1 protein-coding gene is annotated in these 495 nt (G+C 62.2%); it reads left to right on the plus strand.

The window, feature by feature from the left end:
* On the plus strand, positions 1-465 hold a 465-nt coding region (locus FPZ47_RS27925; RefSeq protein ID WP_145039838.1), incomplete at its 5' end, for a DDE-type integrase/transposase/recombinase.
* Positions 466-495: the final 30 nt, after the last annotated feature.

The following is a 495-nucleotide window of genomic DNA, read 5'->3' on the forward strand; positions in this document are numbered from 1 at the left end:
ACTGTGATCGACCTGTACAGCCGGCGGCTGCTCGGCGCGGCTATGGGCCTGCACCCGGACGCCGAACTGGCCTGTGCGGCCATCAAGATGGCCGTGGCGGCCCGCGGTGGCCGCGACGCGATCTGGCGCGACGAACTTGAGCAGCGGGTCATTTTCCACACCGACCGTGGCAGCACTTATACCGCCAGGGTGTTCACCAAGCTGTGTGCTGAGCTGGGGATCCGCCAATCCATGGGGCGGGTCGGGTCGTGCTTCGACAACGCCGCGGCCGAGGCGTTCTTCTCCTCGCTGGAATGGGAAGTGTTGTCCCGCAATCGATTCTGTGATACTGTTCAAGCTCAGGCGGTGGTCATCGACTGGTGCTACACCTTCTACAACTACCAGCGTCGACACAGCGCCGCAGACGGACTATCGCCCGTCAACTACGAGATCAGGGAAAACCGTCAGAAGCCAGAAGCGGCTTAAGAAACCCTCCACGATCTCGGGGGAAGCACA

The sequence above is a fragment of the Mycobacterium helveticum genome, assembly GCF_007714205.1.
Lineage (GTDB): Bacteria > Actinomycetota > Actinomycetes > Mycobacteriales > Mycobacteriaceae > Mycobacterium > Mycobacterium helveticum.